Origin of the sequence: Streptomyces sediminimaris (assembly GCF_047049295.1) — a bacterium.
In the GTDB taxonomy this organism is placed as follows: Bacteria; Actinomycetota; Actinomycetes; order Streptomycetales; family Streptomycetaceae; genus Streptomyces; species Streptomyces sediminimaris.
On record NZ_JBJWOT010000002.1, the window covers coordinates 108,777 to 133,765 of the forward strand.

The window sequence follows — 24,989 nt, forward strand, 5'->3', positions numbered from 1 at the left end:
CTACGGTCCTGTCATGACAGTCGACATCATGGCGAGGACGGACCAGCACGCCCGCCGTCGCATCGCCCCCGCGGACCTGTCCGGCTTTCCCGCCGTAGCAGGCCTTCTGGAACGCCTGGGAGCGGGGACCTTCACCCAGGAGACGCTCAGCGCCTACCCCGGCCGCAACGACAACTGGGCGGGTACCACCACCCGGGGCCGCTCGGTCTTCGTCAAGCACCTCGGCGGGGAGGCCGCGGAGTCGCTGCGCCGCTTCCGCCGGGTGCTCCGCTTCGAACAGGCCGTCTCGGCAGCCGCGGCCGGCGGGGGACGGCCCGTTCCCCGTCCCCGCCTGATCGGCTCCGACGAGGCGGCCCGGCTCCTGGCCTTCGAACTCGTGGAGGGGGCCGCACCGGGCAGCGACCTGGCGGCCCGGGACGAGTTCGGCACCGACCTCGCCCAGCGGGCCGGCCGGATCATCGCCACGCTGCACACCCTGCGGCCTGCCGACCGGACCGGCATCGAGTCCGCCCCGCTGCCTCTGCCGGCCCTCGGCCACCTGCGGGCCCTGCCCTGGGCCCTGTACACCCGGGCCAGCGCCGGGGCCCTGGAGGCATGGCGGCTGCTGCAGGGCGACACCGCGCTGCACGAGGCGCTGCGCGAGCTGCGGGGCGACGAGGCACGCGCCCCCGGCACCCTCATCCACGGCGACCTGCGCCTGGACCAGTTCCTCAGCGCACCCGACGGGCGCGTGCTGCTGACCGACTGGGAGGAGTTCCGCCACGGTGACCCAGCCCGCGACCTCGGCGGATTCGCCGGTGACTGGCTGCACCGGGCGGTGCTCAAGGTGCCCGCGGGCCTGCAGCGCAACCCCGCGGCGGCCGTCTCGCACGACGAGGTCGTCGCCACCGGCACCACCGAGCTGGCCCGGGTCACCCCGCTGATCGCCGCCTTCCACCACGGCTACACCACGGCGCGACCGGACGCCGTCGAGCGTGACCCGGATCTGCTCGTCCGGGCCACCGCGTTCGCCGGCTGGCACCTGCTCGACCGGCTCCTCGCCACGGCCGAGCGCAGCGCGCGTCTGGGCGCCACCGAGCGCGCGGCCGCCGGCATCGGCCGCACCGCCCTGCTCTCCCCGCGAGCCTTCGTGTCCGTACTCGGCTGGGAGGGAACCCAGGCATGAACACCACCCCCGACGCCCCGGCCGCACCGGCCCCGCTGGCGCCGCCGATCCTGCGCATCCTCGCGGAGACCACCGTCGCCGCCGACGCCACGAGCGCCCTGGCCTCCGGACGGGAGGTGACCGCCGACGACCCGCGCGCCCTGCGCGCCGCGCTCGCCGCCGAGTTCTACCGGCGCCACCACATGGGCCGTACCGACGACGGCGAGGCACTGGCCCCCAGGTCACTGCCGGACCCCGCGCTGGAGGCACGGCTGCTCGCCGCCATGCCGCACCGGCACATCACCCGCGAGGTGGAACTCCTCGGCGACGGCGACGCATCCGGCGTCCCCGTCCTGCTGGACGGCGTACGGGTGAGGGCGGCTCCGGAGCGCCTGGACACCGTCCGCCCCGGGGCCCGCGCCCGCGTCCGCGTGCGCCTGGACGCCGCCCGCCCCGCCGTGTCACCCGGCTTCTTCCTCTGCGAGTCCACCGTGCCCGCCCGCGTCCGCCCCACCGGCATACTCCGGGTCTATCTGCACATCACCGTGCCCGACACGGCACCGCGGGTCTGGGCGGACGTACTGGGCCTGCTGGAGGGCGAACGGCTTCCGTACCGGGCCAAGATCGCCTCCTCCCGGACCGGCTACCCCCGCCAGGACGCCTGCGTCGTCTACCTGGGCCCGGAGAGCTGGGACGCGGCGGAACTCATCGCCGACGCAGCCCGACGTCTTCCCGGACTCGGCGGCACGGTCTCCGCCTTCGTGAGGGAACTCGCCCCCGGCGTCGGAGCCGCCTGGGAACCCGACGACGCCCGGCCCGGAATGCGCCGGGTCAGCTTCGGCGAGCACCGGGCCGCCGCGCTGGCCGCCGGACTCACCGAGCACGCCCTCGACCCCACCGCCCGCAGCCGCGAACAGGCCGTGCGCGACTGCCTGCTGGAAGCCGGCGTCGACCCCGCCGACCCCGCCCACAACGTCACCTCACCCCGCGAGGTGCTGCCCGCCCCGACGCCGGCCGCCGCGCCCGAGCGGCCCCCGCGCACCCGGCAGACCCCGCCCGCCGGCCGGCCGGAGCCGCTCACGGCCGCCGGGTGCTGAACGACGATTGGAACCCTGCCATGGTCATGCCCTCGAGGGCCAAGCCCGCCGTGATGATCCCGCACCAGCCCGACTGCGTCGATGACGCGCTGCCCTACGCCGAACTGGTGGCCCGGCACCGCGCACGCCGCCTGTGGACGGGGCAGTCGCTGCGCCTCGACGCCTTCCAGCTCTTCGCCCACCTCGCCGGACGCGGGCTGCGCCTCCCGGTCGGCACCGGCGTGTCCCTGACTCCGCTGCGCACCCCCTACGACGCCGCCGTCCAGGCCCGCTCCCTGGCACTGATCACCGGCCGGCCCGTGGTCATGGGGTACGGTCCCGCCACCCCCGGCTTCGTGGCCTCGCTGCGCGGAGCGCCCTACCGCAGCCCGCGCACCGCGGCCGCCGAGTTCCTCACCGCGGCCCGCGCCCTGCTCGACGGCGGGACAGCCGACCTGGCGGGCGAGTACCACCACGTGCGCACCGCGCTGACGCCCACCCGCCCGCACCCGGTCGTCGAGGTCGGCGCGGGCGTGCTGCGCCCCGCCATGGCCAGATCCGCCGCCCCCGTGACCGACGTGGCCATCACCTGGCTCACCCCCGCGGACTACGTACGGGACACCCTCGTCCCCGCGCTGCGGGACGGGGCCGGCGACCGGCGCCCCCCGCGGGTGGCCACCGTGGTGCACCTCGCCGTCGACCGCCCCGGCCGCGACCCCGCCCGCCTCGCGGCGGCCGTGCTCGCCGGGCACCTGTCCGCGCCCCACTACCTCGACATGCTGCGCCGCGCGGGCGTGACCATACGCGCCGAGGACGACCTCTCCGTCAAGGCCAAGCAGCTGGTCGACGCCGGCGTGTTCGTCTACGGCAGCCCCGCGCACATCGCCCGTGAACTGGCCCGGCACCGCGCGGCCGGCATCGACGAGGTGATCCTCAACGCCGGAGGCGTCCACTTCACCCACAGCGTCCAGGAGGCGCTGGCCGATCTGGAGGACGTGTTCACCGCCCTGGAGGAGCACCATGGCTGAGCAGCAGGCGCGGGCAACGACCGGAACGCGGGCGGAGGCGGCCGGCACCGGGCGGCGGCAGTCCGCGGGACGGACGGGAGACGGGGAGTGGGCGCCGTCCAGGCTGCTGCTGTTCGGCACGGGCGCGCTGAGCGTCGCCTTCCTGCCGTTCTGGCTGAACTGGCTGCGTGTCACCCGGCCCCGCACCGAGGTCCGCCTCGCCGTCACCCGCAGCGCCGAACGGTTCGTCAGCACCACCGCCCTCGGGGCGATCCTGGGCGGCGAGGTGCTGCTGGACGTGTGGCCGGGCACCGCCGACTGCTCGGCGCCGCACGTGGACCACGTCGAACTCGCCCAGTGGGCGGACGCCGTGGCGGTGCATCCGGCGGGCCTGCACTTCATCGGCCGCTTCGCCCAGGGGCTGGCCGACACGCCCGTACTGATGGCGCTCCAGTGCACCCGGGCCGTCATCGGCATCGCCCCCGCGCTCCCCCCGGGCGCCGAGGCGGGCCCGGCCTACCGCGGCCACCTCCAGGCACTGGAGCGGTACGACAACGTGGCCGTCGCACCGCCGCATCCCGGCCGCAGCGCCTCCACCGGCCGGGACGACGCCTCTGCCGCCGCGCCGCTGCCCGCGCTGCTCGACCTGATCGCACGTCACCGGCCCGCGCCCCGGCCCACGGAGGGAGCGCCGTATGCCCGCGCGGTCTGACGTCGGCACCGGCATCCGGGTGGCACCGGACGAACGGCTGGCCCGTGAACTGGGCACCCGGCACATCGGCACCGCCATCCTGGCGGTGCCCACCGGCGGTTATGTGTGGGCCCGCCGCCCGGGCCCGGCCCGCGACGCCCCGCTGCCGTCGCCCGACACGCGCCGCGCCGCCGCGGTGCGCGCGGCATCCGCCGGCGCCCCCGTCGGCCTCGCCCTGGCCACCGCCGACCCCGGCCAGGCCGGAGTGCTGCGCTACCCCGCACCCGGGACCCGTTCCGCCGCCGCGGTCGTCCGCGATCCGGCGCCGCGCTCCCAGGCCTCCGTACGGGACGCCGTCCGGGGCCTCGGCGTGACGCTACGGAAGCTGCACACCGCCCCCGTGGCCGAGGAGGCGCCCGGCCTGCCTCCGGCACCGGCCCGGCTCCTGCGCTGGCTGGGCGCCGGGGCCGGCCCCGGCGCCGCCCCGCGCCTGCACGCCGCGGCCCGCTCCCGCCTCGGCGAACGGCGGCTGCGGCTGATCGCCGACTGGAGCGCGGGCGCCGCCCACGGCCCGGGCCCGCGCGTCCTGCTGCACGGCGGCCCGTCCCTCGGCGCGCTCGTCCTGCCGTCCGGGCCGGCCCGCGCGGTGCTGCTGACGGGGGAGGAACTCACCGGCGGCTCATGGGAGTTCGACATCGCCTGGCAGCTGGCCGAGTTCGCGGAGATGGCCGCCGGACACCGCTGGGGGGTGTGCGGCGCCGCCGACCACGTCGCCCTGGCCAGGGCCCTCCTGGACGGCTACGGCAGGCAGCCGTCCCCGGCCGCCGTCCGCCGGGCAGTGGTCCTGCGCAGCCTCACCCACGCCCACGACTTCGCCGCGTACGTGACATGGCACGCACAGCTGCTCACCTACCTGGACCTGGTTGCGGAGGCCATGGAGGCCGCGGAGGCCCCTGACGCCCCGGCCGGATGGGACGCCGCCCGGGTGTGCGCGCCCCACGGCCGGTGACGGGGCCCGCGACAGCCGACGGTGACGACCGGGCCCGGCGGCCGGGTCTCTTCCGCCCGCCTGGTGCCTGCCGGGCGGCCACCGCGCGGCAGTACGGGCGGTACGTCGGCGCAGTGGCCGGGCGGGTGCCGGTCCGCGGGCCGCGGTGACGCGAGTCAGGACGCGCGGGCGCGCGGGCCCAGGCCCCTGATCACCTCGCTGCCGCCTGCGCGAGCGCCTTCCACGCGCGCGTGGCGAGTTCGAGGCTGCCGGAACGGGTGGCCTCCTCGGCGATCCGGCGCAGCTCCGCCGCGGCGGCCTCACCGGCGCCGGTCGCCAGTTCCGCCTCGTGCAGCAGGATCTCGGTGCGGACGCGGTCCTGGTGGGTCATCGTGCCGGCCTCGGCGAGGGCCTCGCCGCACAGCGCGACCGCGGCCTCCGGATCGCCACGGCGGAACGCCACACGCGCCTGTACGGCCCGCAGTTCGCAGAGGTGTCCGGCACCGTCCATCATGCGGAGCGCGGTCTCCGCCTCCCGGCACCAGCGTTCGGCGTCCTCCGTCACCGCGCCCCGTGCCTCGACGTGCGCGGACACGGCCGCCAGGCGAAGCCGGGCCCACAGCAGCAGGTCGCCGCGCGCGTCCGAGAAGCCCAGCGCCTCCTCCAGCAGCGGCAGCGCCCGCTCGTGCGCGTCGCGGGCCGAGTGGACCGCCGCGGCCGTCCACAGCGCGCGCGCCCGCCGGGCCCCGGACATCTCCCCGGCCCGCTCCAGCAGCAGACCGGCGTGCTCCTCGGCCTCGCCGAGCCGCCCCGCCGCCACCTCGGCCGCAGTGAGGGCGAGCAGCGCCTCCGCCTGATCGGCGCTCGCTGCGCTCTCGGCCACCGTCAGGGCCTCGCGTGCCCAGACGATCGCGCTCTCCGTCTTCCCGAGCACCCGGTCGCAGTCGGCCAGCGCGGCCGAGGCCCGTACCCGGAGATGGGTGATGCCCGACTCGCGAGCGACCGGGCGCAGCCGTTCCAGGACGTCCCGCTGCGCGCCTACGTCGCCGAGCCGCTCGTGCGCCCGGGCCAGGAACCACAGCACCTGCCAGGCATGGTCCGCGGAGACGTCGGGCAGGGCGGCGCAGGTGGTGAGCAACCGAACGGCCTCGGCGGGCGCGCCGTCGTCGAGCGCCGTGATCGCGGCGGCGAGGAACGCGGGCGCCCGGTCGCTGTCCGCAGCGCCGGCGGCCACGTGGAAGACGTCGATCGCGACGCCCAGGCGCTCCGCCAGGTGTGTCGCCGCCTGGAGTGTCACCGCCCGGTCACCGGACTCCAGGCGGGAGACATAGCTCGCCGAGACCTTGGGACCGACCAGGTCCGCCTGTGACAGGGCGCGCTCGGCCCGGAGCCTGCGCAGAAGCCGGCCGAACTCCGGTTGGCCCAACAGTTCCATCCGCCGTCCATTCCGCGTCGTGTCAAGGAGTGGGAGTAGCTTACGGCTCCCTCCGAGCGCCGGCGCTTCCGTCGCCACTCTTCCGACGAACTGCTTTCCATGACCAGTGGGAGCACTCGCGCGCGTCGGTAATGACAAGTGTGGTCACATTACTTGACAGCCGTCGGCCGGGACCGTAGAAATGAGTCATGCCCTCGCCGGTGACCGAACGGCGGGGCGCAGTTCCCGCTTCACCGTCGAGAAGGAGACGTGCATGTCCACCCAGGGCCTGATGAACGGTTTCGCCGCCTACACCGACGCCGAGGAGCTCGCCGCGGAGTCGGCCACCGACGTCGCCGACCAGCAGTCGCCCATCACGCTCAGCATCGCCACCTTCAGCATCGTCACGGCGACGCACGAGGCGGGCTGCTGACCCACTCGCCCACTGGGAGGCGACACATGACCGCTGACGATCTCGTCGAGGGGTACCGGCTGTTCGTCGACGCCGAGGAACTGGCGGCCGGCGCGGCGGCGGACCTGCTGCCGACGACCACCATCTTCACCATCTCGATCCCGGAGACCGCGACACCCACGATCACCTATTGACGCGGTTTCGAGCCGGTGACGCACTCTTCCGTGACTCGTGATGTCACGGAAGATGACATGCTTCGCGGGGACGTCCCGGGACAACCCGCGAAGAGCCCGAAAAGACCCCGAAAAACCCCGAAGAAGGAGAAGCAACATGTCCGCTCAGAACCTGATGGACGGTTTCGCCGCCTACACCGACGTCGAGGAGCTCGCCGCGGAGTCGGTCGACGTCGTCAACGAGCAGTCGCCGATCACCCTCAGCCTCATCAGCGGCGTGACGATCTCGCTCACCGCCGAACACACCTGCTGAACCCGCCACGGACGAAGAGGAGCCCCGTGTGAACGCGCACGAGCTCATCGACGGGTACCGGACCTTCGTGGACACGGAGGAGCTGGCGGCCTCGGCGGCACAGGAGCTGCCCCCGACGTCGACGATCTTCTCCGTCATCACCACCACCGCCACGACGACGCCGTCACCCGTCAGCTTCTGACCGACGGCTCGTGGCCACCGGAACCGGTCGTTTCGCAGCTACCGGACCGGATGGGAACCATGTGAACCTCTGAGGGGCAGGACAGGCCGACCGGTCTCCTGCCCCTCAGGCACGTCCGGGAGCGGCTCCGGTCCGTGGGCCCCGCATCACGCAAAGGGGCCGTCCGCCGTACTTGGGTGAAACCACCGTACGGCGACGGCCCCTGACGGCGTTTCGAACGGCGGTCAGCCGCCCGGCACGCCCGACGGCGACGAGGCCAGTGCCGCGTGCCGCGCCGCGGCGTCGCTCACGCCGGGCACGTGCCCCTTCCGGGCGAGATCGCAGCCGGCCAGACAGATCGCGCGGCGCGCCTCGTCCCGGCGGCCCGTCAGCCTGAACACCTCCGCCTGGTCCAGCCGGGCCGTGGCCCGGGCGACCGGGGAGTCGGTCGCCGCCGCCGCGTCCACCGCGCGCTCCGCCAGTGCCAGCGCTTCCTCGACGTGCCCCCGGACCGCCGCGATCCGCGCCGCCGTACCCGCCGGCCCGTCACCGTTCACCGACCACGCCGTCCGGCCATCACCGACCGCTCCGACGCGCGGGTCGCGCACCGGCATCCACTCCATCGCCTCCGTGTACCGGCCCGTGCCGGCCAGCAGGCGCGTCAGCGCCCGGCGCGCCGCTTCCCGCAACAGGTCGAGGCCGAGCAGGTCCGCCGAGTCCGCCGCCGCTTCCAGCAGGTGGGCCGCCTGCCGGGTCCGGCCGGCCAGCGACTCGACCCGAGCCGTCAGCACGGGCAGGAGCACGGAGCCGCCCGCGGGGTCGAGTTCCGCCACCGCGGCGCGGGTGAGGTCCAGGGCGCCCTGTGCCGGGGCCCAGCGCTCCCGCATGCCGTACAGCACCGCGAGCGGGCCGGTCAGCGCCAGGCGTGCGGCGGGCCGCCCGGCACCGTGTTCCTCCAGCAGGGCCCGGATACGGAACGCGGCGGCGCCCGCGGGTTCGGGGCCCTGCCACAGGGACACGCCCAGAACGCGCAGTGCGGCGGCCTCCTCCGGTTCCGCCCCGGCCCGCCGTGCCCACAGCAGTGCCGCGTCCGCCAAGGCCGTCGCTTCCGCGTACCGGGCCAGCCGCTGCCGCTCCCGTGCCGCGCGGACGGCGTCCTGCGCCCTCGTGAGCGGGTCGGCGCCGGGCCGCGGCGAAGGCCGGGCCCCTGGCGCGTCGTGCCGCCGCTGCCTGCCGGGAGCGGCCACGGGGCCGGGACCCGGCACCGGGCCGGGGCCGGACACCGCAAGGCGCGGGACGGCACCCGCGGCCCAGAGCGCCAGTTCCAGCAACTCCGGCCGGTTCGGCTCGTCGAGCAGGCCCGGCGAATCCGGCCGGTGCGGTGTCCGGCCCGGGGCCGTCTGCCGGTGCCCCGGCCCGGCACCCGCAGACGGCCCGGGTGACATGGTGTCCCTTCCCCCACCTGGTGCCGGGTGGGGGAGGAGTATCGGCTCGCCGAGTTCCACGGCGGCCCCCTCTCTGCGCGTCGTCCGTCGCCGCGCCGTCGCGACACCGGCATCATCCGAGCGCGGGGCCCGCGCACACATGGGTAGCGCCGACCCAGATTCGAAGCCGGGCGTCCACCACGATCCGCCGGACACCGAGAGGTCACGTCACGAGGTCACGTCACACCGAGGGCCCGCCGCACCCGCCCGAGCCGCTGCCGAAGGCAGCACGCGCCAGAAGGCGCACGGCGAGGCGGCTCACGTCCGCGACAGCAGCTCCCGCGCGCGCTCGACCAGGGCGCCGCGGTCCGGCAGTTCCGTCTTGAGCAACAGGCTCGCCACGTGTTTCTCGACCGTACGGGGCGAGATGTGCAGCCGTGCCGCCAGCGCCTTGTTGCTGGGCTTGTCCGGCATCATCTCCAGCACCTCGAACTCGCGCGCGGTCACGCCGAGCCGGCGCAGGGCGCCGGGGATCCGGTCGGTACCCGTGCGGCGCTGCCGGACCGGCTCACCGAGCCGCCGGAGCATCGTCCGGCAGGCACCGGCCACGGGGCCCACGTCCGCCTGGTGGAAGTACTCCTCGGCCTCGCGCAGCCAGTCCCGGGGCCGGCCCCATCCTTCGGCCGCCGCCGGTTCGGCGACCAGCCGCAGCCCCAGGCAGCGGGCCATACGAAAGGGCCCCGCGGCCAGCTCGGCCCGGCCCATCGCCTCCCTCACGCCGGCCGCGTCCGCACGCCGTCCGGCGACGACCGCCTGCGCCAGCGCGACGAACTGACGGTTCCACCGCATCCCGCCGGCGCCGGTGGCGGCCACCTCCCGGAGGCGCTCCTCGTCGGCCCGCCCGGCGAGCACGTCGAGCAGGATGCCGAGACCATGATGTCCGTCGAGGTGGAACGGGCTCTGCCGGGACCCCTGCTCCGCGGTGACGCGTGCCATGTCGAGCTCGGCCGTGGCGCGGTCCTCCTCCAGCAGCGCGCAGAAGGCGCGGCCCAGCCCGTGCACCAGCGACGCCTCCCCCGAGTCGTCCCCGCCGTGACGGGCGAACTCCGCGATCGCGGCCTGCATCTCCTCACGCCGCCCTCGGTGCGCGGCGAGGACGACCCTGGCCATCAGCGCATAGTGCGTCACCGTGACGAGCCGCAGTCCCCGGCTCTGGGCCAGGCACGTGGCGAGTTCCTCCTCGGCCCGCTCAAAGTCGGCCGTCAGCACCCGGTGCAGCCCCAGGACGGCGGAGGCGTTCTGCGCGAGGGCGATCGCGCCTCCCCGTAAGACTTCCCGGTGGGCCCGACCCAGCGGGCCGGCGTCGGCCTGAGCCAGCCAGGCGTTGCCGCCGAGGCCGACCAGCGCGTAGTTGCGCCATGCCGCCAGCCCGTGCTCCACGGCGCAGTCCAGGGCCCGGCGGAAGCACGCGTCGGACTCGGTCAGGTCGTGCTCGCGGCCTGCGAATCCGAGGATGTACCAGGCCTGGCAGACGGCCGCGGGCAGGGGGATGCGCTCCGCCCGCCGCGCCGCGCTGCGGGCGAGTTCGGCGCAGCGGGCCATCCGGTCCGCGGCCGGGCTCAGCACCGCCAGATACGCCGCCACCGCGTCCAGAGAGGCTCGTTGTTCCTCGGTCGCCGCCCCGGGCAGGAGTTCCCGCGCCGCCGACACCTGGGCGTCGCCCTGGGCCCAGTGCCCGGCCACCTGCGCCGCCCACGCCAGGCGGATGTGCCGGCCGATCTGCCGGGTGCGGTCGCCGGGTGCCTGCGCGGTGAGTTCCTCCGCCACAGCCAGTGCCCGGTCGAGCCGGCCGTCGTCGGCGAGCGCCTGGAGCAGCGCCTCCAGTATCTCGGTGAGCAGACCGTGGTGTCTGACACCGTCGGCGGGGTCGTCGAGCACCGACCGGGCGTGCTCCAGGACGGCGACGGCGGAGCCGGGCGCGCCCGCGACCGTGGCGCGGCGACCGCACTCCAGGTACAGCCGGGCGGCTGCCGTGTACTCGCCGGCGTGCTCGCGCAGCCGGGCGGCCAGCTGGCACCACTCGTCCGGGAGGTCCGGATACAGCTCCGCCGCCGTCTCGGCCGCCCGGAGCGCGGTACGGGCCAGTTCACCGGGGCTGAGTCTGCTGCGCAGTGCCTCCACGGCCAGCGGGTGCTGGAACGCGTACCAGCCCGGTATGCCCTCGTCCGGGGTGAGTAACTGCGCCTCCACCGCCGACTGCACATCGTTGAGCAGGGTCTGGTCGTCGAGGCCGAGGACGTGCTGGGCGAGCGTCAGCTGGAAGCGGCGGCCCAGCAGCGCCGCGACGGACAGCAGCCGGGAGCCGCCGGGGCCGAGCCGGTCGGCGCGGGCACTGATCAGCCGGACCAGCGTCGGAGGCACCGAGCCCGCGGTGGCGCCTGTGAGCCGCCAGGCGTTCTGTGCGTACACCAGCTCGCCGGTGGCGATCATGCTGTGCAGGAGCTCCTCCACCATGAGCGGGTTTCCCGCGCTGTCGTGGAGGAGCCGGTCGGACACTTCGGCCGGTACGAGGCCGGGTTCGGCCTCCAGGCAGGACGTCACCAGGTCGTGCACCTCGGGCCGGCCGAGCCGGGCGAGGGGGAGCGTGATGCCGTCGTTGCGCCGGCTCACCTCCTCGGCCAGCAGATGGGCCCCCGGCGACTCGGTGCGCACCGAGGCCACCACGGCGACCGGCTGGCCCGCCAGGTTCCCCGCCAGGTACTCCACCACGGCCAGGGTCTCCGGGTCGGCCTCATGCAGATCGTCCAGCGCCAGTACGCACCCGTTCTCCCGGCCGATCAGCGCGGTGAGCCGGAGGACCGCCTCGGCGATCACGACCATCGACGCGTCCCCGTACTGCCCGCCGGGGTCCGCCCAGTCGGGCACCAGACGCCCCAGTATTCGCTGATAGGGGCCCAGTTGGCGTGCCAGATCCGGGTCCAGGGTCCTGGCGACGGACATCAGCGCCTCGGTCAGCGGCCGGAAGGGCACCGGTGGCCCCGTGACGCTGCTGCGGCCGCGGAGCACGGGCATCTCGGCGTCCACGGCGCAGCCGAGGAACTCCCGCAGCAGCCGGGACTTGCCGATCCCGGGCTCGCCCGTCAGGAAGACGACCGTGCCGTGGCCGCGGCGGGCATCCCCGAGGACCGTACGCAATGCCGCCAGTTCGGCGGGGCGTCCGACAAAGGCGGCAGCGCGGGTTCGCATGCGGTGAGTCTAACTTCGCGCCCCCGACAGGAGATTGCTCCGAACAGACGGAGTCCCCGGCGGTCCGGCCGGCCCCGCCGCGCGGACGGGGAGCGGGGCGCCGACGAGACCGGGTGAGGAGCACCTTTCCGTCCCGAGACCCGTGCAAAGACCCGTGCAGAGAGCCGTGCAGAGAGCCGTGCAGAGTGCCGTGCGCAGACCCGGCGGAGGCCGCCGCGTACGGACCCACGTATGAATCTGGGGGGCGAATACCCATGCCCGGCCGGAACCCGATGGGCATGCTCTCATCCGTGACCAACCGAACGGACCGGCGTGACGACCTCCCGACCACGCCCGAGCGGCCAGAGGGAGAAGACGAGGCGTTCCTCGCCCTCGCGCTCCTCCTGGCCCCGGACACCGACGCTCCACCACCACCGGGCGACACGGGCACGGTCGGAGAACTGGTGCACCCCTTGCGGCCGTTCCTGACCGCGGCGCGACAACGCGCCCTGCGGTGGCCGGAGTCCGGGACCGTCGACCTGGCCGCGGTGTGGCAGGACGTGGCGGACACCCTGGCCGAACGGCTGGCCCGCCTCGCCGGACGCGTCCTGGCCGGCGAACTGGCCACCGCCCGCGCCAAGGGCACACTGCGGGGCGCCACCGGCCCCGAGCGCTACCGGTACTTCCTCGCCGGCCTTGCCCGCCGCGACCGGCTGGCCGAACTCCTCACCCGCTACCCGGTGCTGGCCAACCTGCTCGCCCGGGAATGCCTCAGCACCGTCGCCGCATTCCACGAACTCCTGGGCCGGCTCGCCGCCGACCGTCGGGAGCTGGCCGACGACGTCCTGCCCACGGCCCGCACGGCCCGTCTGGCCGGCGTCGAGCCGGGCGGCGGGGACCGGCACGCCGGGGGGCGAACGGTCGTCGTGCTGCGGTTCGTCGACGGTGAGCGGCTCGTCTACAAGCCCCGGCCGCTCGGGCTGCACCAGTGCTGGAACGCGCTGCTGGACTGGTTTCGCGAGGTCCTCCCCGAGTCGGCACCACGCGGCGTGAGAGTTCTGGCCCGCGAGGACTACGGGTGGGCCGAGTTCATTCCCGCGACCCCCTGCGCCGACGGGGCCGAGGTGGAGGCCTTCTACCGCCGGCAGGGCGCGCTGCTGGCGCTCTGCTACGCCATCGACGCCGTCGATCTGCACTGCGAGAACCTCATCGCCTGCGCCGACCAGCCCGTCGTCGTCGACGTCGAGACCCTCTTCCACCCGTCCTGGCGCCCGCACACCGACCACGGGGACGATCCCGCGCTCGGCGCACTGAACGACTCCGTGGCCCGCACCGGGCTGCTGCCCTGGCTGATGGACACCGAGGCGGGCCACGTGGACATCTCCGCGTTCGGTGCGGGCCGGGACGGCTCTGCCTCGCTGCTGGTGCCGGACTGGGCCGACCTCGGCACCGACACGATGCGGGTCGCGCGGCGCCGGGTGCCCTACACGGGCGCCGCGAACCGCCCGGTGCTCGACGGCCGGCCGGTCGACCCGCTGGAGTTCGCGAAACATCTGCACACCGGCTTCGCGGCCGGCTACCGCGCGGTGCTGCGCCACGCCGACGAACTGACCGGCCCCGACGGAGCGCTGGAGCGCTTCGCGGGAGCACCGATGCGCGTCGTGGTGCGGCCCACCCACGTCTACGCCTCGATGCTCGAGGAGGCCACGGAGCCGAAACGGCTCACCGGCCCGGGCGACCGCGCCGCCGCCTTCGCGGGCCTCGACACCGAGACCGGACGGGCGCACCTGCGTGAACTGGCGGTCCACGAGCGGGCGGACCTCATCGCGGGGGACATCCCGCTGTTCACCGGTACGACCGACGCGCGCACCCTGCGGACCGCACACGGCGACCTCGTGCCCGTCCCGCTCGACGCGAGCGGCCTCGCCACCGCACGCGGCAAGATCCGCCGGATGAGCGAGACCGATCTGCGGCGCCAGACGTGGCTGATCTCGGCGACGCTGGCCACCCAGAACACACCGGACGCGCCGCCCCCCGGAGCGCCCTGGCCCCGCCCGGCGGCGGCCCAGCCCCTGGACCGCACCCGGCTGCTGGCCCTGGCCTGCCGGATCGGAGACGAGCTGATCGCCACGTCCCTGCGAAACGCCGACAGAACCAACTGGATCGGCCTGGAGCGGCAGGACGGATTCCAGTGGACGGTGCAGCAGGCCGGAGCGGGCCTGGCCGAGGGCTACCCGGGACCCGCGCTGTTCCTGGCCCAGCTGGGCCGGCTCACCGGGATCGACCGGTACACCTCGGTGGCCGCGCACGCCGCCGGGGCCTTGCCGAGCCTGGTACGAGGACTCGCACGCCATCCCGGCCTGTCCCGCCAGGTCGGCCCCGGGGGCTTCTTCGGGCTGGGCGGAATTTGCTACGCGCTGGCCCGCTTGGCGAACCTCCTGGAGGACGCCCGGCTGCGGGACTGCGTGCCCGCCGCCCTCACCGCCCTGGCCTCCTCACTCACCGAGAACGACAACGACAACGACAACGAGGACGAGGACGAGGACGAGCCGGGCCTGGGGCTCGGCCCGGCCGGCGGACTCGCCGCACTGCGCGCCGTGCACGCCGAGACGGGGGAGCGGCGCGCCGCCGAACTCGCCGACTCGATCGCCGCGCGACTGGCCCGCCGTGACGCCCCGGACGCCGGGGACGGCGGATTCCTGCACGGGGACGCCGGCATCCGCTGGGCCACCGGCCGTGAAGCGGCACCGCGCCGCCCCGGAGACCGGGGCGGAGACGAGAGCGGGGACCTGAGCTGGAGCACGGGGCTGGCGGGTGCCGCCCTCGCCGCGGCCGGGCAGCCCGGCGGTGAGCCCGTCGTGCGGCGGTTCCTCACGGCCGCGACGCAACGGACGCCACTGCGTGACCAGTCCCTGTGCCGTGGCGAACTGGGCGTCGTCGACGCGCTCGTCGAACTGGAGCAGGCCGGGTACGAGGAGGCCCGCCGCCTGTGGAGGATGACCGGCAGCTGGCTGCTCGGCGCTGTCGAACAGTACGGAGTCCGGTGCGGCACGGCGGGCGAGGTGACGACCCCGGGCCTCCTGTACGGCACGTCCGGGATCGGCTACGGCCTGCTGCGCCTGGGGTTCCCCACCGAGGTCCCCTCGGTCCTCCTGCTGAGGCCTGCCCCCGACCGCCCCCCGACCGGGCGCAGACTCCCACTGACCACTGACCACTGACCACTGACCACTGACCACCGAACCGACCCACTGATACCGAACCGACCCACACGAAGAAACACCGAGAGGGGAGCACAGGATGCAGCAGCAGGGACAGGGACAGGGACAGGGACAGGACTTCGGGGAGCTGGAGCCGGGGGCGGAGTCCGGCATCGAGTCGCAGGGAGGCACCGGTGGCAAGGACACGCGCGGACGACGGGCGAGAATCCTGGCCGGCCTGACCGTGGGCACTCTGGTCATCACCGCGGTGGCTGTCGGCGACCCCACCCCGACCATGGCCAGCTGGGCCTGACCGCCTCCTCGGTCGTCGGCCCTCCTGCCGGGCGGGCGACGCGCGGCCTGCGATCCAGGCCCGCGTCGCCCGTCCGGTCCGTTCGGCGCCTCCCGTACGGTGGATCACTCTCGCCCCGGCCGGTGGCCAGGCCCTCCAGGACGAGATCACTCATGGTGAGGGCAGGCTCAGGCAGTTGTTCCCCATGCGTAGACGCGTCACGGACCGCCGGGTGAGGCTGGCGCGGAACTCGTAGCAGCCCGGGCCTGTCACGTACTGCTGCCAGTTCTCGATCTTGGCTGTGAGGACGACCTCGGTGGCCGATTGCCGCCTCGCCAGAAGCACGCCCACGGGCTCGCGCATCACCGGCCGGCCCCGCCCGTCGGTTCTGGGCAGGGCGAGGGCCCGCTCGAGTTCGGCGTCGGTCAGGCGGCCGTCCGCGACGGCACGCCGGATGCGCTGCTCGATCTTCCCCGCGCTCGCTTCGAGTTCGGCGTTGCCGGCGGCCGCGCTGAGCGTCGCCCAGTCGTTCTGCTGACGGGATGCGCACTGCTGCCGGGCGATGCGCCGGCCGGTGACGGAGGACGGCTCGGCCCGGGCGCGGAACTCGTAGCACTGCGGAGCGTCGAGGTCCCGGAGCAGAAGGGCGCGTGCGGCGAACCGGCCCTTGCCGGCTTCCATGTGCACCAGGTCCAGGCCCGGGCTGTGCCACACGTCGGCGGCGGGAACCGCCCCGAGTCCGGCCCGTTCGACGCTGGTCCGCATCTCGGTGACGACGTCCCGGGCGACGGCCGCGGGAGCGGGGTAGTGGCGGTACAGGTAGTGACAGCTGTCGTCAGGAAGGCGGCTCACGGAGACGGAAGGCGGCACACTGCGGAAGCGGTAGCAGCCGGTGACGTCGGTGCCGCGCCAGGTCAGGCCCGGGGGATTGCCGGTGAACTGCGCGATGACCGTGACGATCCGCCCCGCCCGCCGCACCTCGTTCGGGGGCACCTGCCTGTAGCGCTCGTCCAGAGGCAGGTCCCGTTCGATCTCGGTACCGAGCAGGTCGCCGTCGACGGCGGACCGCTCCAGGCGGGACTTCGTGGCCGCCACCGTGTCCTCCATGCGGCCGAGGGCGACGTGCCGGTCGTGGCTGAGCCTGAGGAAGACCCAGGCCCCGATGGCGCACACCAGCACCAGAGCGATGACGAAAATCCCCAGGCAACTGCGCCAGACTCCGCCTCGTCCCCCGTATCGCCCCATGCCTTCACGCTTCCCTGTCGTCATCGACGGGGTGCGGGCCGTGGCCCAGACGTGATGGAACAGGGTCCCGACGGAAACCGCCCTGCACGGCGCGACCGTCTCGAGCCTCAGCGGCAGGTGTGACGGGCGGTGATCACGCCCTTGGGCGTCGTGACGCCGCCGGCCGGGCCCGGGGCGGCGCCCCCTGCGGACCATCGCGAGGCACGCGGCCGCCCCCTCGCCGACGCGACGTCACGTCCGGGCGTGTCACGGCCCGCTGGTCGATGTGGGGCCGCCCGCCCCCGGCACGATCAGCCCGGTCTCGTAGGCCACGACGACGGCCTGGGCACGGTCGCGCAGGCGCAACTTGGCCAGGATGCGGGCCACATGGGTCTTCACGGTGGCTTCGCTCAGGCTGAACCGGATGGCGAGTTCGGCGTTGCTCAAACCGGTGCCGAGGGCCCGCAGGACCTCGAGCTCCCGGGGTGTGAGTACCGACAGGTCGCGGTGCAGGGCGGGGGCCGGGGTGTCGCGGGAGACGAAGCGTTCGACCAGACGCCGGGTGATGGCCGGGGCGAGCAGCGCGTCCCCGGTGCGGGCGAGGCGGACGGCGGCGACGAGGTGTTCGGGGGTGACGTCCTTCAGCAGGAAGCCGCTGGCTCCGGCGGTGAGGGCGGCGTACACGTAACGGTCCAGGTCGAACGTGGTCAGCATGATCACGCGGGGTGGGTCCGGCAACGCGCCGGAGAGGATGTGCCGGGTGGCCTCCAGGCCGTCGGTGCCCGGCATCCGGATGTCCATCAGCACCAGGTCGGGACGGGTGCGGGCGACCACGTCGATCGCCTCGTCGCCGTCGCGGGCCTCGGCGACCACGTCGATCCCGTCGGCCGTCAGGATCATGCCGAAGCCGGTGCGGACGAGCGCCTGGTCGTCGACGATGACCACGCGCGGCGCCCCGCTCACACGGGCTCCTCGACCGGGATGACGGCACTGACCTCGAAGCCGCCGGTGGCACGCTCACCGGCCCGCAGGGTGCCGCCGTGGACGGCCAGACGTTCACGCAGGCCGATCAGTCCGCGCCCGCCGCCGGGGCCGGCCGGGGCCGCCGAGGTGCCGCCGGTGTCGGACACCGCGATGCGCACGACACCGGGAACGTGGTCGACGGCGACGCGCACCCGCGCGCCGGCCGCGTGCTTGACGACGTTGGTGAGCGCCTCCTGCACGACGCGGTAGGCGGCCAGGTCGGCGCCCGGGGGCAGCGGGGGAGGGGCGCCGGTGACGGTCAGCTCGACCGGGACGCCGGTTTCCCGCAAACGGTCGGTGAGGGAAGGGAGTTGGCCCAGGCCCGGCTGCGGGGCCAGATCGGGGTCGGCGGCCGGTTCGGTGTCGTCACCGGACATCGCGAGCAGGCCCATGACGTGGCGCAGTTCGGTCATCGCGGTACGGCCGCCCGCCTCGACGGCCAGCAGCGCCTCACGGGCCCGGTCGGGCGCGCTGTCCATCACCTTGCGGGCCGCGCCGGCCTGGATCACCATCACGCTCACATTGTGGGTGACGACGTCGTGCAACTCACGTGCGATACGGGCGCGTTCGCGGTCCACCGCCCGCCGGGTGGCGGCCTCGTGCTCCTCCTGCAGGACGGACAGCCGTTGCTTCCCTGCGTGCACGGCGTTGGCCGCGAGGCCCACCCCGAGCAGGGCGAGGAAGGGCACCAGACCGGAGGTGAAGGCCGGCAGGTTCTCGTCGTGCCGCACGGCCAGCGCGATGGCGCCGATCGGCAGGGCGGTGAGCGTGCGCAGCCGGTAGGGGCTGTGGACGGCGGCGCTGTAGGCGGCCATCACGCACGACAGGAACGTGTACACGGTGGCGTTGCCGCCGCCCGCGCGGTGGTTGAACGCCAGGCCCACGACGACCACGGCCCAGAACGCGGTCAGCGGATACCGCCGGCGCACCACCAGGGGCAGCGCGGTGAGGGCCGCCAGGACCAGCAGCCCGGGCCCGACCTCGCCGAGGCCCCGCACCAGGCCCGCCGGCGGGTAGGGAGCGGCCGGTGGCTGCGGCACCTGCAGTACCACCGGCGGCACCAGCACCGCCTGCCCCGGCGCCGGACCGCCGCTCTGCCGCCGCACGGCGACCACCGTGCAGGCCGCCAGGACGACGGCGAGGATCGCGTCGGCCGTCCACATCCACCGGGACGGCCGCGGCAGCGGCCCCGGACGCAGCATCGCCGTGACCGCCGTGCGCCACCGCTGTACGAACTCCGCCCCCACAGCCCCTCGCATGCGCCCAGTGTGACAAGCCCCCGGTCGGGCCACATCCCTCAGGAAGACGAGGCGCCGTGCATCTCGCGCATACATCGCAAGGATGACACGCCCACGGGGTCATCCCGGTACGGCAACCGGTCTCGCCCCCGCAGCCGACGCCCCCGGCGCCCTCCTGCCTCTAGCTTCGGGCCGACCGACAGCCACCAGGCCAGGGAGAGACCATGACAGTGCAGCCGCCCGTCATCGCCGTCCGCGAGGTGACCAGGCGCTACGGCGAAGGGCCGCCCGCGCTCACCGACGTGAGCCTCACCGTGCACGCCGGGGAGGCCGTCGCCGTGCTCGGGCCCTCCGGCAGCGGCAAGTCGACGCTGCTGAACCTGATCGCCGGACTCGACCGGCCCAGCACCGGCAGCGTCACGGTCGACGGGCTGCGGGTCGACGAGCTCGGCGAGACGCGGTCGGCCCAGTACCGGCGGACCCGGATCGGCATGGTCTTCCAGTTCTTCAACCTGCTCGACGACCTGACCGTCCTCGACAACGTGCTGCTGCCCGCCCAGCTGGCAGGCCTGCCCCGGGCGGAGGCCCGCCGGCGCGCCGCGGGGCTGCTGGAGCACCTCGGCATCGACCGCCACGCCGCCACGCACCCGGCCAGGCTCTCCGGTGGCGAGCGCCAACGGGTCGCCGTGGCACGGGCTCTGATGAACCGCCCGGCGCTGCTGCTCGCCGACGAGCCCACCGGAGCCCTGGACACGGCCTCCGGCGAGGACGTACGCGAGCTGCTGACCGACCTCAACGCCACGGGGCAGACGATCGTGCTGGTCACCCACGATCTGAACCTGGCCGAGGCCTGCGCGACCCGGACGGTCGAACTGGTCGACGGCCGGATCGTCCGGGACACCCACCACGCCGCGGCGGTGACCCGATGAGCGCCCTGGGCCGGGTGGTGCGCGCCGGTGTCACACGGCGCCGCGTGCAGACCCTGGTCATGGCGCTGACCTCGCTCATGGCCGTCACCGCGTCGGTCGTCGCCGCCGGGCTGCTGGTCGCCTCCCGGGCGCCGTTCGACCACGCCATGGCCGCACAGCGCGGCGCGCAGCTGACCGCGCAGTTCGACGGCACGAAGGCGAGTGCCGCCCGACTCACCGCCACCGCGCGCACCTCCGGCGTGACCGCCGCGGCCGGCCCCTTCCGCACCCTCACATTGAACGTGCGCACCGCGTCGGCCTCCGGCGCCCTCCCGGAAGGCGTCACCCTGCCCCCGCTCACCGTCGTCGGGCGCGCGGACCAGGGCGGCCCCGTCGACCGGCTCGGCCTCGTCACCGGCCGCTGGGCCACCCGGCCGGGCGAGATCGTGCTGGCGTACGGCGGGGTGCCCCTCCAGCCGGGCGCCCGGCTGGAGGTCTCCGGTCTGCCGGGCCGCCCGATGCTGACCGTGGTCGGGCTGGCCAGGTCGGTGACCGGCTCCGCCGAGGCCTGGGTCACTCCGGCGCAGGCCAAGGCGCTGAGCGTGCGGGGCGCCGGCCCCACGTACCAGATGCTGTACCGCTTCGGTGACGCGTCCACCGACGCGCAGATCTCCGCCCACCGCACCGCGATCGGCGCCGCCGTGCCGAAGGGCGCGCTGACCGGCACACTGTCCTGTCTGACCGTCCGTCGGCAGGCGACCGCGAACGCGATGGCGTTCGTGCCGTTCGTGGCGGCCTTCGGGATTCTGGGACTCGCCATGTCGGTCCTGGTCATCGGCATCGTCGTCAGCGGCGCGGTCGGCGCGGCCACCTGGCGGATCGGCGTGCTGAAGTCGCTCGGCTTCACCCCGGGCCACATCGTCCGGGCGTACGTGGCACAGGCCTTGGTCCCGGCGGCGGCCGGCTGCGTCCTGGGCGTCGTCCTGGGCAATCTGCTGGCGCAGCCCGCACTCGCGGAGACCGACCGCGTCTACGGCGGTGCCTCCTCGTCGATTCCCTGGTGGATCGACGTCGTGGTGCCCGCCACGGCGCTCGTTCTGGTCGCGGGCGCCGCTCTCGGGCCCGCTCTGCGCGCCGGGCGGCTGCGCACCGTGGAGGCGATCACCCTCGGGCGCGCACCGGGAGCCGGGCGAGGGCGGCGGGTACGGCGGCTCGTGGGACGGCTGCCGCTGCCGCGCGCCGTCAGCCTCGGTCTGGCGCACCCCTTCGCCCGCCCGGCACGGTCCCTGACCACGGCGGCGGCGGTCGGCCTCGCCGCCGTCACCGTGACGTTCGGAACCGGACTGGCTCTGACGCTGGGCTCCGTCCAGTCGAGCCGTGAACTGAACGCGGCCGCACCGGTGGTGGTCTCCACAGCCGGCGGACACGGTCGGCCCGGAGCCCAGGTGGTGCACGTCGGCGCCGACGCGAAACGGGCCGACCCGGCCAAGGTCACCGCGGTCCTTCGGCAACAGCAGGACACCCGGCGGTTCTACGGCACCGCGACGGCCCAGGTCCATGCGTCCGGGATCACCGGACGCACGGAGGTGACGGCCTACCGGGGCGACGCCTCGTGGGCCGCGCCACGGATGGTCTCGGGGAGCTGGCTCACCGGCCCGGGGCAGGCCGTGGTCACGACCCGGTTCCTGCACGCCGCCCAGCTGCGCGTCGGGGACACCCTGGCCCTGTCCACGACCGGCCGGAGCACCTCCGTACGCATCGTCGGCGAGGCGTTCTTCACCGAGAACCAGGGCATGGAGGTCCTCACCCCGGCCGCCACGCTCACCGCACTCGGACTCGACGCCGCACCGAGCCAGTACTTCCTGCAGCCGGCACGGGGCGTCTCGCTGGGCTCCTACCTGACGGCGCTGAACTCGGCGCTGGACCCCACCGGTGCCGTCGCGAGCGCCGCCGACACCGGCAAGTCCGGCGTGATCGTGGCCATGGACGGGCTGATCGCCATCCTCACCGGCATGCTCGTCGTGGTCGCGGGCCTGGGCGTGCTCAACACCGTGGTTCTCGACACGCGTGAGCGCGTCCGCGACCTGGGTGTCATGAAGGCCGTAGGGATGACACCGCGTCAGGTCCTCGCCATGGTGATCACCTCGGTGGCCGGAGTCGGCCTGCTCGCCGGAGTCGTCGGGGTGCCGCTCGGTGTGGCCCTGCACCACTTCGTCACCCCGCTGATGGGCCACGCCATCGGCATGAACCTGCCCGGCTCGGTCATCGCCGTCTACCACTCGCCCGTACTCTTCCCGCTCGCCCTCGGCGGCATCGTCGTCGCGACGGCGGGCGCCCTGCTTCCGGCGGGCTGGGCGGCCCGGGCGGACACGGCGACGACGCTTCGGACCGAGTGACGCACGAGGGCGGCCGGACAGCCTCGATGGCGTCCGGCAGACCCTGAGGCCGTCCCAGACGACCGTGCAGACATCTGTGGCCGGCTGTGACTCGTGGTCAACTCCCGCGAACACGCAGGGCATACGTGCTTGGGGCGTGCGGAGTGGGAAGGGACCAGGTGAACGATCGGAGCCCGCGTGACGCTGGGACGCGGAACGCCGGATGGCAGTACGCGCGTTTCGGGCCACCGGATCCGGCGCTCGCGCTCGAATGGCCCCGGACCCGCCACCGAAGCGCCGCCAAGAGTTCACCGCCCGTCCGCGCACCGGCTGATTCCGATACCGACCGGGGCCGCCAGACTTCCGCCGGGCCGATCACCGGCTGCGGCCCGCGCCTGCCGCGGGCCGTACCGCCGTCCCCACGCCGGCCGCTGACCAGCCGTGCCTTCGGCCCGCCCCGGGCCGCTAGTCCCTGAGGGAGAATCCGATGAGATCCTGGCGCCCCGTCCTGTCGGCCACCGCCGCCCTGAGCCTGCTCGCGCTCGCCGTGTCCGCCGGAAGCGCCTCGGCCGGCCCTCGCGCCGCCGGCGCCGGCAGCGACGACACACCGTTCACCTTCGCGGTGATCGGCGACATGCCCTATGGCGACGCCGAGATCGCCGACTTCCCGCACGTCATCAGCCAGATCAACGCCGACCCCGACGTCACCTTCGTCTCGCACCTCGGGGACATCAAGAACGGCTCGACGGAGTGCAGCGACGCGTACTTCCAGATGGTCAAGTCGGACTTCGACCAGTTCAAGGACCCGCTGGTGTACACGGTGGGCGACAACGAGTGGACCGACTGCCACCGGCCGAACAACGGCTCGTACAACCCGTTGGAGCGCCTCGCCAAGATCCGCCAGGTGTTCTTCGCCCGGCCCGGCTTCACCCTCGGCCGGCACAGCGTGCGGGTGGCCTCGCAGGCAGACGAGGGTGTCCCGGAGAATGTCCGCTACACGCGCGCCGGAGTCGCGTTCGCCGCGGTCGACGTGGTGGGCAGCAACAACAGCATGGAGCCGTGGACCGGCAACACCCGGCCCACTCCCGAGCAGACCGCCGAAGTGCTGGCCCGTACGGCGTCGGTGATCGAGTCCATCCGTGACACCTTCGCCTCCGCCCGCCGCCATCACGACCGGGCTGTGGCCCTGATGATGCAGGCCGACATGTTCGACCCGACCGTCAGCGATCCCTCCTACGCCGACTATTACGCCTTCCAGCCGATCGTCGCCGCCATCGCCCGGGAGTCGGCCGCCTTCCACGGCCCGGTCTACCTCTTCAACGGCGACAGCCACCTCTACCAGAGCGACCAGCCGCTGGCCGCAGGCTCGCCGTGGCCGTCCTTCTACCACCTGACCGGCGCCGTGCCCAACCTGCACCGCATCACCGTCGACGGCTCCAAGAACGCCAAGGACTATCTGAAGGTCACTGTCCGGCCGCACAGCCCCCAGGTCCTCAGCTGGACCCGGGTCCCCCTGGCGGGCTCGGGATCCTGACGCGCGGGGGCGTGGGCGGCGGCCCGGTGGCCAACGGACCGCCGCCGACGCCGTGTCGCCGTCCCGCCGTCCGGACCGCGAGGGGACCGCTCTCGGAGATCCCGTCTCGCGGATCGTCAAGGCGGTCCTCCTGGCCGAGGTGGTTGACGACAGGCATGCACCGATGCGGGGTCGCACAGCCCATATGGTCCGCAGCGTCTGGGCCGGGTAGCCCTGTGGGCCGTCGTCCGGGGCGGGGCGGTCGCCGACGCGTGGCGCCCGGCGTGCTCGTTTCCTGGGCTCAGGCCGGGCGGGTGGTGGTGATGCCGCCGTCGACGTAGAGGGTGGTGCCGTGGATCATGCGGGCTTCGTCGGAGACGAGGAAGGCGACGGCGTGGGCGATGTCCTCGGGAGCGATCGGGACTCCGGCCGGAGTCGTGGCGGTCATGCGTTCGATAATCGGGCGGGCGCTCTCGTTCCCGGGGGTCAGGGTGACGCCGGGAGCGACGGCGTTGACCCTGACCCCGCGTGGGCCGAATTCGGCGGCCCAGGTCCGGGTCATCTGCTCGTCGGCGGCCTTGGTGGCGGTGTAGAGAGCGGCGAACGGACTTCCCACGGCGGCCATCCACGATCCGATCGTCACGATCACCCCGGCGCCCCGGACCGCCATGTCCGGCGCCATCTGGCCGACGAGCACGTGCGGTGCGCGGATGTTGACCGCGAGCATCGCCTCAAGGTCGTCGTCGGGGAGATCCGGCGTGGATGTGGCGGGATACAGGCCGGCGTTGTTCACCAGGATGTCCACCCGCCCGCCCGCGGCTGCCGTCGCCCGTGCGGCGAACGCGCGCACCGCGTCGGGGTTGCCCGCAAGGTCGGCGGGGACGAAGTCGGCCTTGCCGCCCGCGGCGCGAATGCCGCCGATCACCTCCTCGCCGCGCCGCGGGTCCCGGCCGCTGGTGATCACATGGGCACCGCGTGCCGCGAGCACGCGGGCGATGGCGGCACCGATGCCGCTGGTCGATCCGGTCACGACCGCGCTGCGGCCGTGCAACGGCAGTACGTGCTGAGAGGGCTGGGATGCGCGTGATGAGGTCATGACGCCATTGCACGGGCCCCGCCGGTACGCGACCAGCGCGAGTGTTCCCTCGGCATGACCAGGCAGGACGGCGCCGACGGGCCGTAGTGTGAAGCA

21 protein-coding genes are annotated in these 24,989 nt (G+C 74.3%); 14 read left to right on the plus strand and 7 right to left on the minus strand.

The window, feature by feature from the left end; translation table 11 throughout:
- Positions 1 to 13 precede the first annotated feature (13 nt).
- From lxmK to ACJ9NR_RS38465, 5 genes are read left to right on the plus strand one after another with little or no spacing between them, the layout of a single operon-like run.
- Positions 14 to 1,165: a class V lanthionine synthetase subunit LxmK gene (lxmK, locus tag ACJ9NR_RS38445; RefSeq protein WP_412494572.1), complete on the plus strand. Its 1,152-nt coding sequence runs from the start codon at positions 14 to 16 to the stop codon at positions 1,163 to 1,165.
- Complete coding sequence (locus ACJ9NR_RS38450) at positions 1,162 to 2,241, plus strand: T3SS effector HopA1 family protein (protein WP_412494571.1); 1,080 nt, start codon at positions 1,162 to 1,164, stop codon at positions 2,239 to 2,241. The genes lxmK and ACJ9NR_RS38450 overlap by 4 nt, the downstream gene beginning before the upstream one ends.
- A 26-nt stretch (positions 2,242 to 2,267) precedes the next feature.
- Positions 2,268 to 3,248 (plus strand): LLM class flavin-dependent oxidoreductase, encoded by a 981-nt coding sequence (locus ACJ9NR_RS38455; RefSeq protein WP_412494570.1) that lies wholly within the window; start codon positions 2,268 to 2,270, stop codon positions 3,246 to 3,248.
- Positions 3,241 to 3,939 (plus strand): flavoprotein, encoded by a 699-nt coding sequence (locus ACJ9NR_RS38460; protein WP_412494569.1) that lies wholly within the window; start codon positions 3,241 to 3,243, stop codon positions 3,937 to 3,939. Before ACJ9NR_RS38455 ends, ACJ9NR_RS38460 begins: the two co-directional genes overlap by 8 nt.
- Positions 3,923 to 4,927: a hypothetical protein gene (locus tag ACJ9NR_RS38465; protein ID WP_412494568.1), complete on the plus strand. Its 1,005-nt coding sequence runs from the start codon at positions 3,923 to 3,925 to the stop codon at positions 4,925 to 4,927. The genes ACJ9NR_RS38460 and ACJ9NR_RS38465 overlap by 17 nt, the downstream gene beginning before the upstream one ends.
- A 190-nt stretch (positions 4,928 to 5,117) precedes the next feature.
- Here the strand turns inward: ACJ9NR_RS38465 and ACJ9NR_RS38470 are convergent, their stop codons facing one another.
- Positions 5,118 to 6,341 carry a helix-turn-helix domain-containing protein gene (locus ACJ9NR_RS38470; RefSeq protein WP_412494567.1) on the minus strand — a complete coding sequence of 408 codons (1,224 nt, stop codon included), beginning with the start codon at positions 6,339 to 6,341 and terminating at the stop codon, positions 5,118 to 5,120.
- Between the two features lie 253 nt (positions 6,342 to 6,594).
- Between ACJ9NR_RS38470 and ACJ9NR_RS38475 the strand changes: the two genes are divergently transcribed.
- From ACJ9NR_RS38475 to ACJ9NR_RS38490, 4 genes are all read left to right on the plus strand, one after another.
- On the plus strand, positions 6,595 to 6,753 hold the full coding sequence (locus ACJ9NR_RS38475) for an LxmA leader domain family RiPP (RefSeq protein ID WP_412494566.1): 159 nt from the start codon (positions 6,595 to 6,597) through the stop codon (positions 6,751 to 6,753).
- A gap of 26 nt (positions 6,754 to 6,779) precedes the next feature.
- Positions 6,780 to 6,926 carry an LxmA leader domain family RiPP gene (locus ACJ9NR_RS38480; protein ID WP_412494565.1) on the plus strand — a complete coding sequence of 49 codons (147 nt, stop codon included), beginning with the start codon at positions 6,780 to 6,782 and terminating at the stop codon, positions 6,924 to 6,926.
- A gap of 136 nt (positions 6,927 to 7,062) precedes the next feature.
- Positions 7,063 to 7,218: an LxmA leader domain family RiPP gene (locus ACJ9NR_RS38485; protein ID WP_412494564.1), complete on the plus strand. Its 156-nt coding sequence runs from the start codon at positions 7,063 to 7,065 to the stop codon at positions 7,216 to 7,218.
- Positions 7,219 to 7,246: 28 nt separating this feature from the next.
- Positions 7,247 to 7,399, plus strand: coding sequence for an LxmA leader domain family RiPP (locus ACJ9NR_RS38490; protein WP_412494563.1), 153 nt, complete (start codon positions 7,247 to 7,249; stop codon positions 7,397 to 7,399).
- A gap of 224 nt (positions 7,400 to 7,623) precedes the next feature.
- Here ACJ9NR_RS38490 and ACJ9NR_RS38495 read toward each other — a convergent pair whose 3' ends face one another.
- Entirely contained in the window at positions 7,624 to 8,823 is a 1,200-nt protein-coding gene (locus tag ACJ9NR_RS38495; protein WP_412494562.1) for a hypothetical protein, read from the minus strand.
- A gap of 297 nt (positions 8,824 to 9,120) precedes the next feature.
- Positions 9,121 to 12,048, minus strand: a complete 2,928-nt coding sequence (locus tag ACJ9NR_RS38500; protein WP_412494561.1) for a helix-turn-helix transcriptional regulator — start codon at positions 12,046 to 12,048, stop codon at positions 9,121 to 9,123.
- 290 nt (positions 12,049 to 12,338) lie between these two features.
- Between ACJ9NR_RS38500 and ACJ9NR_RS38505 the strand changes: the two genes are divergently transcribed.
- Together ACJ9NR_RS38505 and ACJ9NR_RS38510 are read left to right on the plus strand one after the other, a co-directional pair.
- A complete protein-coding gene (locus ACJ9NR_RS38505; RefSeq protein ID WP_412494560.1) occupies positions 12,339 to 15,245 on the plus strand; it encodes a type 2 lanthipeptide synthetase LanM family protein in 2,907 nt (968 codons plus the stop codon).
- A gap of 79 nt (positions 15,246 to 15,324) precedes the next feature.
- Entirely contained in the window at positions 15,325 to 15,537 is a 213-nt protein-coding gene (locus tag ACJ9NR_RS38510; protein WP_412494559.1) for a hypothetical protein, read from the plus strand.
- 150 nt (positions 15,538 to 15,687) lie between these two features.
- On the opposite strand, the gene ACJ9NR_RS38515 is transcribed toward ACJ9NR_RS38510, so the two are convergent.
- From ACJ9NR_RS38515 to ACJ9NR_RS38525, 3 genes are all read right to left on the minus strand, one after another.
- On the minus strand, positions 15,688 to 16,761 hold the full coding sequence (locus tag ACJ9NR_RS38515) for a hypothetical protein (RefSeq protein ID WP_412494558.1): 1,074 nt from the start codon (positions 16,759 to 16,761) through the stop codon (positions 15,688 to 15,690).
- A 246-nt stretch (positions 16,762 to 17,007) separates the two neighbouring features.
- The gene (locus ACJ9NR_RS38520; protein ID WP_412494557.1) at positions 17,008 to 17,703 is read right to left on the minus strand and encodes a response regulator; all 696 of its coding nucleotides are present in this window, start codon (positions 17,701 to 17,703) and stop codon (positions 17,008 to 17,010) included.
- Positions 17,700 to 19,022, minus strand: a complete 1,323-nt coding sequence (locus tag ACJ9NR_RS38525; RefSeq protein WP_412494556.1) for a sensor histidine kinase — start codon at positions 19,020 to 19,022, stop codon at positions 17,700 to 17,702. The genes ACJ9NR_RS38520 and ACJ9NR_RS38525 overlap by 4 nt, the downstream gene beginning before the upstream one ends.
- A gap of 203 nt (positions 19,023 to 19,225) precedes the next feature.
- Here ACJ9NR_RS38525 and ACJ9NR_RS38530 point away from each other — a divergent pair, with 203 nt between their 5' ends.
- The 3 genes from ACJ9NR_RS38530 to ACJ9NR_RS38540 all read left to right on the plus strand — a co-directional run bounded on the left by ACJ9NR_RS38530 (position 19,226) and on the right by ACJ9NR_RS38540 (position 23,818).
- Positions 19,226 to 19,930, plus strand: a complete 705-nt coding sequence (locus tag ACJ9NR_RS38530; protein WP_412494555.1) for an ABC transporter ATP-binding protein — start codon at positions 19,226 to 19,228, stop codon at positions 19,928 to 19,930.
- On the plus strand, positions 19,927 to 22,305 hold the full coding sequence (locus ACJ9NR_RS38535) for an ABC transporter permease (RefSeq protein ID WP_412494554.1): 2,379 nt from the start codon (positions 19,927 to 19,929) through the stop codon (positions 22,303 to 22,305). Before ACJ9NR_RS38530 ends, ACJ9NR_RS38535 begins: the two co-directional genes overlap by 4 nt.
- Positions 22,306 to 22,771: 466 nt before the next feature.
- Positions 22,772 to 23,818 (plus strand): metallophosphoesterase, encoded by a 1,047-nt coding sequence (locus ACJ9NR_RS38540; protein WP_412494553.1) that lies wholly within the window; start codon positions 22,772 to 22,774, stop codon positions 23,816 to 23,818.
- Positions 23,819 to 24,098: 280 nt separating this feature from the next.
- Here ACJ9NR_RS38540 and ACJ9NR_RS38545 read toward each other — a convergent pair whose 3' ends face one another.
- A complete protein-coding gene (locus tag ACJ9NR_RS38545) occupies positions 24,099 to 24,893 on the minus strand; it encodes an SDR family NAD(P)-dependent oxidoreductase (RefSeq protein WP_412494552.1) in 795 nt (264 codons plus the stop codon).
- Positions 24,894 to 24,989 lie beyond the last annotated feature (96 nt).